This is a genomic window from Actinomadura sp. KC06 (genome assembly GCF_004348735.1).
Classification (GTDB): Bacteria; Actinomycetota; Actinomycetes; order Streptosporangiales; family Streptosporangiaceae; genus Spirillospora.
In genome coordinates this window covers 23,391-29,584 of record NZ_SMKT01000110.1, presented here as the reverse complement: position 1 = coordinate 29,584, position 6,194 = coordinate 23,391, and the positions used below count along the sequence as shown (strand labels likewise).

Genomic DNA, 6,194 nt, shown 5'->3' with positions numbered 1-6,194 from the left:
GCCCCTCCCTGCCCCGGCGGGCCGGCCGGGCGCTGACACCGCTGCTGTGGCTCGGCCCGTCCCTCGCGCTGATCTCCGTCGTCGTGCTGTGGCCCGTCATCGAGATGGTCCGCACGTCGCTGCAGGACATCACGTCGTCCGGCGTGACGGTCGGCTACCGCGGCATCGGCAACTACCGCGACCTGTTCGATGAGGACGACCTGATCCCCGTCGTGCTCCGGACGCTGCTGTGGGTCGGCGGCATCGTGATCGTCACGATGGCCCTGTCGCTCGCGCTCGGCCAGCTGCTGAACGCCCGCTTCCCGGGCCGCCGCGCCGTCCGCTGGGCCGTCGTCGTCCCGTGGGCCGCGTCGGTGCTGATGACGGCGCTGATCTGGAAATGGATGCTGGACAATTACTCGGGCTTCGTCAACCGCGTCCTGCTCGACCTGCACCTGATCGACAAGCCGGTGAACTGGCTCGCGCACCCCACCCAGGCGATGCTGTGGATGATGTGGGTCGCGGTGTTCGTCTCGCTGCCGTTCACATCATTCGTGATCCTCGCCGGCCTCCAGACGATCCCGTCGGACGTGTACGAGGCGGCCCGCGTGGACGGCGCCGGAGCATTCCGCACCTATTTCGGCATCACGCTCCCGCTCCTGCGCCCCGCCATTCTCATCGCGTCGATCATCAATGTCATCAATGTGTTCAACAGCTTCCCGATCATCTGGGCGATGACGGGCGGCGGGCCGGGCCATGACACCGACACCACCACCACGTTCATGTACAAGCTGGCCTTCTACGACCAGAACGTCGGCGAGTCCGGCGCGATGGCCGTCGTCAATTTCGTCCTGATCCTCGTCATGGTGCTGATGTATCTACGCGCCGCCCGCTGGCGCGAGGAGGTCCGATGACCCGCCGGATCGTCCTAGCCGGGGTCGGCTGGCTGGTCGCGCTAGCGTTCCTGCTCCCCTATCTCCAAATGTTCATCACCGCGCTAAAGCCCGAGCGCGAGCTGACCGCCTCACCCGGCACCTACCTGCCATCACATTGGACGTGGTCGAATTTCATCGACGTCTGGTCGGCCGCCCCGGTCTGGACGTACATGCGGGTGTCGCTGACCGTCGCGGCCGTAGCCACCGTGGTGACCCTGGCCTGCGCGATGCCCGCCGCCTACTACACGGCCCGGAACCGTTTCCGCGGACGCGGCGCGTTCCTCCTGCTCGTCCTGGTCACCCAGATGTTCGCGCCAACGGCCCTGGTCATCGGCATCTACCGAGAAATGGTCGCCCTGGACCTGACCGACACGCTGATGTCGTTGATCCTCGTGAACGCCGCCTTCAACCTCCCGTTCTGCATATGGATCCTGCACGGCTACTTCTCCAGCATCCCGAAGGAACTAGAAGAGGCCGCCTTCCTGGACGGCGCAGGCCGCTTGGGCGCACTCACCCGCGTCACCCTGCCCATATCCATGCCGGGCGTCGTCACCGCCGTCGTCTACACGTTCATCGCAGCGTGGAACGAGTACATCGTTGCTCTCACGGTCACAGCCTCCCCAGACCGGCGCCCGCTGACTGTCGCCATCCCGTCCTTCGTCACCCAATACCAGGCGCACTGGCAGTACTTGTTCGCCACGTCCCTGATTGCGATCGTCCCGGTGGTCATCCTGTTCATCTTCATCGAGCGCTACCTGATCGGTGGCCTGACGGCGGGTTCGGTCAAATGAGCCTCATCGGCTTGGACGTCGGCGGCACCACCATGAAAGCCGCGATAACCAAGAACTCCGAGATCGTGGCCACAGAATCACGGCCAACAGACCACACCGACCCGGTACGTGGCATCCTCGACTTCGCTGCCCACCTAGCCACCCGCGCCTCGTCCCTGGGCTCCCCCGCCCGCGCCGCCGGAATCGCCGTCCCCGGCATCGTGGACGAGTCGACAGGCACCGCCGTCTATTCTGCCAACCTGGGCTGGCGGGACGTCCCGATGCTGCACTTGGCACAAGAACGCCTGGGAATCCCCGTCGCCATTGGCCACGACGTCCGCACAGCAGGCTTGGCGGAAGCAGTCCTAGGCGCGGGCCGCGACGCCTCCGACTTCGTCTTCCTGGCGATAGGCACAGGGATAGCCGCCGCCCTGATCATCAACAACACCCCGTATCCGGGTGCCGCAGGATGGAGCGGCGAGATAGGCCATGTGGTCGTCCGCCCGAACGGCGAAGACTGCCCCTGCGGCAACAAGGGCTGCCTGGAAACCTATGCCTCAGCCGCCGCAATCTCCCGCCGCTACGGCAAAAACGTCCCAACGGCAGAGGTCATAGACCGCGCAGGAAAGAACGAGGTGGAGGCGAGCCAGGTCTGGTCCGACGCCCTGGACACTCTCGCGGACGGCCTAGCCGCCACAACACTCCTGCTAGACCCAGCACTAATCGTCATAGGCGGCGGCCTAGCCCAAGCCGGGGAGGCCCTTCTCAGCCCTCTCTCCACTCGCCTTGCCGACCGCCTGAAGTTCCGCCCGTCCCCTCCTCTCCTGCTGACCCAACTGGATGATCAAGCAGGCGTGAAAGGCGCCACGCTACTAGCGCAGCGCCTCACGCAGAAGAGCGTATAGCCATTGCCGCCGTCACACCATCACGCCGTCGTCCCGACACCGGGAACATGTTTCGTGGAGACGGCCAACGGCTTGGGGGTCGACCAGGCGGCGCCGTTACCGGAAGAAGCACACAATACCTTTTGCCCGTCCGGACGCAGCCACACGAGGAAGGGCTCATCTTTCTGGACGCCCAGAGACGGGCCATGGTTCGTCAGGAATTCCTGACCCGGACTCTCCTGCTGCTCCGTCCACGTGCTTCCGTCGTAGCTGGAAAGCCACAGCCGTTGGTCGTCCTTCCACCCCTTCCAGGCCAGCTTACGGCTCCGCTTGTGGACCGCCAGTGCCGGGCTGTGGCTCGTCAGAAAGGTGCCGTTCTTGACGGGCTCCGGGCCGGCCCACACCATACTCTGACGGTCAAAGGAGGCCATGAATATGCGGGGGTCGTCCGTCGGACCTCTGTATCCCGTGAAGGCGGCCACCACATTGTTCTGGAACATCGCCAGCGCGGGCCCGTGCGAGCTGCTGGCCGCGCCGGATGAGACCAGTTCCTGATCACGCCGGGATCCGCCGTCCTGGCACCACCAGAGGCGCTGATCGTCACCGCGCCCCTTCCACGCCGCCAAGACTCGCAGAGACGGAACGCTGGGGCCGTCCTCGCTTTACCTGCGAGAACTGGCGCAGCAGCCCAACATCATCATGCGCATCGTGCCGCGAACGTCAGGTGCCTCTGAGGCGCTGGACGGCTCCTTTAAAGTCATCACCGTTCGAGAGGGGGAAATCGGATACATCGAGGCAGCCACTGGTGGCCGACTCATCATGGATGCAGATGGCGCGCGTGCCTTGCGCATGCGCTTCGACCGTATCGCGGCAAAGGCCGCGCCCGTAGACTCCACCGTGGAGCTAATCGAGCAAGCGATGGAGGCCTTGAAATGAGCACTCCGGCCTGGCGCAAGTCCAGCCATTCCTCGGACGGCACGTCCGGGCAATGCGTCGAAATCGCGGGCTTGTCTGGCGTGGTAGGTGTCCGCGACAGCAAGGACCCCGAGGCCGGACACCTCGAACTCACGCCGAACGCCTTCCGCAAGCTGCTTGAGAGGGCTGTTGAGCGGTGAGGTGATCAAGTGGCGGAAGTCACGGCGAAGCGATGACCAGGGCGGTGCATGCATGGAGGTTGCACGGTTCCCTGACGCCGTGGCCGTCCGCGACTCCAAAGACCCCAACGGCCCAGACTCGTGCTGACCCCCGACACCTTCAATGCCGTCCTCAACAACCTCAAGCAGTAGCGTCCACCGCCCGGCCCTCCTCGCAGGGCCGGGCGGTTGCCAGCCATCCCTCGGGCGGAGGAGCTCCGCGAGCAGTACCTGAAGGAGCGCGAGGAGGAGCGTTGTCCGACTTCCTCGAGTGGAGCGATGTCCGGCCGGGCACCGTCGCCGGAGCCGGCGGCGAGGAGACCGTGGGCTGAGGCACGCAAACGCAACCAGGCGTACATCAATGGCCACCAGCTGGCCGAGTGCCGCAAAGCGCTGAGGATGTCGCAAGCCGAAGTTGCCGAACACATGCCCTCTACATCCTGCGCGGGACCGACGCCGACGCCACACGAGTTGGCCCAACGGCCCGCCCAGACGACCCGACTGTCGGCGTCGAGGTGAGCAGCAGGCCCTCGCCGCCACTCGATCCGCGGCCTTGCGGTCCAGAACCGCGACCTCGCATCACCAGCCGGTGGGGGGCGTGGGCCTGCGACTCGAATCGACCACTTGCCGGACCCCCTGAACATCCCTGGCAGCATTCCTATCACGACTCACAACTGTATTAATGACTATCTGTAAGATCGGCAGTGCACTAGGTGGCATTGCCAGCATCACCGCAGGTCATGAACCCTATGGGTCCACTAAGGGACTTACGGACGATCCGGGTCTTGCGCTAAGCCAGAACTCGTGTGCATAGTGACACCAATCATCCGTCCGAGGCACAGGAAAGGAGGCAGAATGATCAAGCACGCGTCGCTAATTGGTCGAGTGCGCCACACCTTTGCGCGTTGGGTGGGGATTCGCGAGCACCCTGCGACCCATTACTGGCTGTAGATTTACAGGCACGCCTCCCGCTTGAAGTCCACTTCGACTCCAAGCGGGAGGCATTGAGCAATGTTCGATTACGGAAGCTGACGAATCGATGCATGTCGACGGCAACGAAGTACAAGATGGCAACCAACGGATACCCACCGTTGGATTGGACCACGCGAGCGCGGCGCTTTCCTACAGAACAAATCAGCTCGGCTTCCTCTATGAAATGGCCAGATTGCACGGGCCGGTAGTCGAACTGTGGCCCGGAACCGTTCTTGTCACCGGACCCGAGGAGGTCCATTCCGTCCTAAAGAATACGAACAGAAAGTTCTCCAAGGACCGCGACCTGAGACTGAGGAAATCTAAGGCCACCCCAGGGTCTCAGAAGCTGACTGAATGGATGAGTACCCGCAGGACGGTCATCGCGAGCATGACAGTGGAGATGCTCGACGAGCACGCCGTCTGGCTCTCCAAAATGACCGATGAACTCGCCGACCAAATGCTTCGGCGACGCTGCATAAACGACATAACGGCGACCCTCGAGAGAGTCACCTCGATGTCGATTGCACGCTTCTGCTTCGGGTCTCGTGACGCAGCGGCCATCCCTCGAACCGCACAGGCCATGCTGGACGCTCTTTTCCCGATCTTTTCCAGCCCGTACGAGTTCCCACCGTACTTGAAGCTGGCACAGCCCAGAGAATGGCGCGCGAACCGGGGGATCCGCAAGATGCATGCCGAGGTGCTTTCGGCTGCAAAGAGCAGCGGGGAAGGCGGCCTGGTGGATGTCCTGTATCGGAGCGGCCTCGACGATACTGCAATGGCCGATGCGATGACCGCGATCCTCCTTGCGGCACACTCGGTTCCGGCCGCGGCGACGGCGTGGGCTCTCGTTGAACTGGCGCGCAATCGCGACGAGCAGGAGTTGGCAAGGGCGGCAGCGACCGAGTGGCGAAGTTCTTGGGCTGAGCCACCTGCCCTTGGCTGGGTCGTTGACGAAACCTTGCGGCTATGGCCTCCGACCTGGGTTTCGGACCGGGCAGTAGATGAGGGCGGTGTTTGCGGGTCGTGGAGATTGCCGCCGCGTTCGAGAGTCGTCCTGCCCTTCTGGGTCATCCATAGGCTCGCCGAATGCTACGTCGAACCGGCAACGTTCAACAGCAGGAGATGGGAACACCTTTCCCCGCCGCCCGGTGCGTACGTGCCGTTTGGTGGTGGCCCGCGACGGTGTCTAGGGGCGCGCTTCGCACGTGCTGAGATCATCACCATGCTTGCGGTACTCCTACAGCGACTCAGTTTTCGCGTCGAAGGCGAAGGGACGCTGGACGCCCGGACCACGCTTAGCCCGAAAGGCTTCGAGCTGCTGGTCAGTCCACGCTGAGATACCGCCTGCACAATTTGCGCTACTTCAGCGCCAACTGCAGACCCTTGAGCGCGGCCTGCCGGTAAAGGTCATCGCCCCAAACGCTGCAGGCAGCGGTCACCCGAAGCCGTTGAGATCCCATCTAGGCGCGGTGCGGTCGGTGCCGCCGTTGTGCTGCTCAAGCCAGGCTGCGGGACGATCCG

8 protein-coding genes are annotated in these 6,194 nt (G+C 63.9%); 7 read left to right on the top strand and 1 reads right to left on the bottom strand.

The window, feature by feature from the left end:
* The first annotated feature begins 8 nt into the window (after positions 1–8).
* From E1287_RS29155 to E1287_RS29145, 3 genes are read left to right on the top strand one after another with little or no spacing between them, the layout of a single operon-like run.
* Positions 9–893 carry a sugar ABC transporter permease gene (locus tag E1287_RS29155; protein WP_131968406.1) on the top strand — a complete coding sequence of 295 codons (885 nt, stop codon included), beginning with the start codon at positions 9–11 and terminating at the stop codon, positions 891–893.
* Positions 890–1,705, top strand: coding sequence for a carbohydrate ABC transporter permease (locus tag E1287_RS29150; RefSeq protein ID WP_131968404.1), 816 nt, complete (start codon positions 890–892; stop codon positions 1,703–1,705). The genes E1287_RS29155 and E1287_RS29150 overlap by 4 nt, the downstream gene beginning before the upstream one ends.
* Complete coding sequence (locus tag E1287_RS29145) at positions 1,702–2,589, top strand: ROK family protein (RefSeq protein WP_131968402.1); 888 nt, start codon at positions 1,702–1,704, stop codon at positions 2,587–2,589. The genes E1287_RS29150 and E1287_RS29145 overlap by 4 nt, the downstream gene beginning before the upstream one ends.
* 20 nt (positions 2,590–2,609) lie before the next feature.
* Here E1287_RS29145 and E1287_RS29140 read toward each other — a convergent pair whose 3' ends face one another.
* Complete coding sequence (locus E1287_RS29140; protein ID WP_131968400.1) at positions 2,610–3,194, bottom strand: hypothetical protein; 585 nt, start codon at positions 3,192–3,194, stop codon at positions 2,610–2,612.
* A gap of 19 nt (positions 3,195–3,213) precedes the next feature.
* On the opposite strand from E1287_RS29140, the gene E1287_RS29135 reads away from it, so the two are divergent.
* The 4 genes from E1287_RS29135 (at position 3,214) to E1287_RS29120 (ending at position 6,009) form a co-directional block, all read left to right on the top strand.
* Positions 3,214–3,504 (top strand): Scr1 family TA system antitoxin-like transcriptional regulator, encoded by a 291-nt coding sequence (locus E1287_RS29135; protein ID WP_347813991.1) that lies wholly within the window; start codon positions 3,214–3,216, stop codon positions 3,502–3,504.
* Entirely contained in the window at positions 3,501–3,683 is a 183-nt protein-coding gene (locus E1287_RS29130; protein ID WP_131968396.1) for a DUF397 domain-containing protein, read from the top strand. Before E1287_RS29135 ends, E1287_RS29130 begins: the two co-directional genes overlap by 4 nt.
* Before the next feature lie 52 nt (positions 3,684–3,735).
* Positions 3,736–3,810, top strand: a complete 75-nt coding sequence (locus E1287_RS46635) for a DUF397 domain-containing protein (RefSeq protein WP_347813990.1) — start codon at positions 3,736–3,738, stop codon at positions 3,808–3,810.
* 930 nt (positions 3,811–4,740) lie between these two features.
* Positions 4,741–6,009 (top strand): cytochrome P450, encoded by a 1,269-nt coding sequence (locus tag E1287_RS29120; RefSeq protein WP_131968392.1) that lies wholly within the window; start codon positions 4,741–4,743, stop codon positions 6,007–6,009.
* Positions 6,010–6,194: the final 185 nt, after the last annotated feature.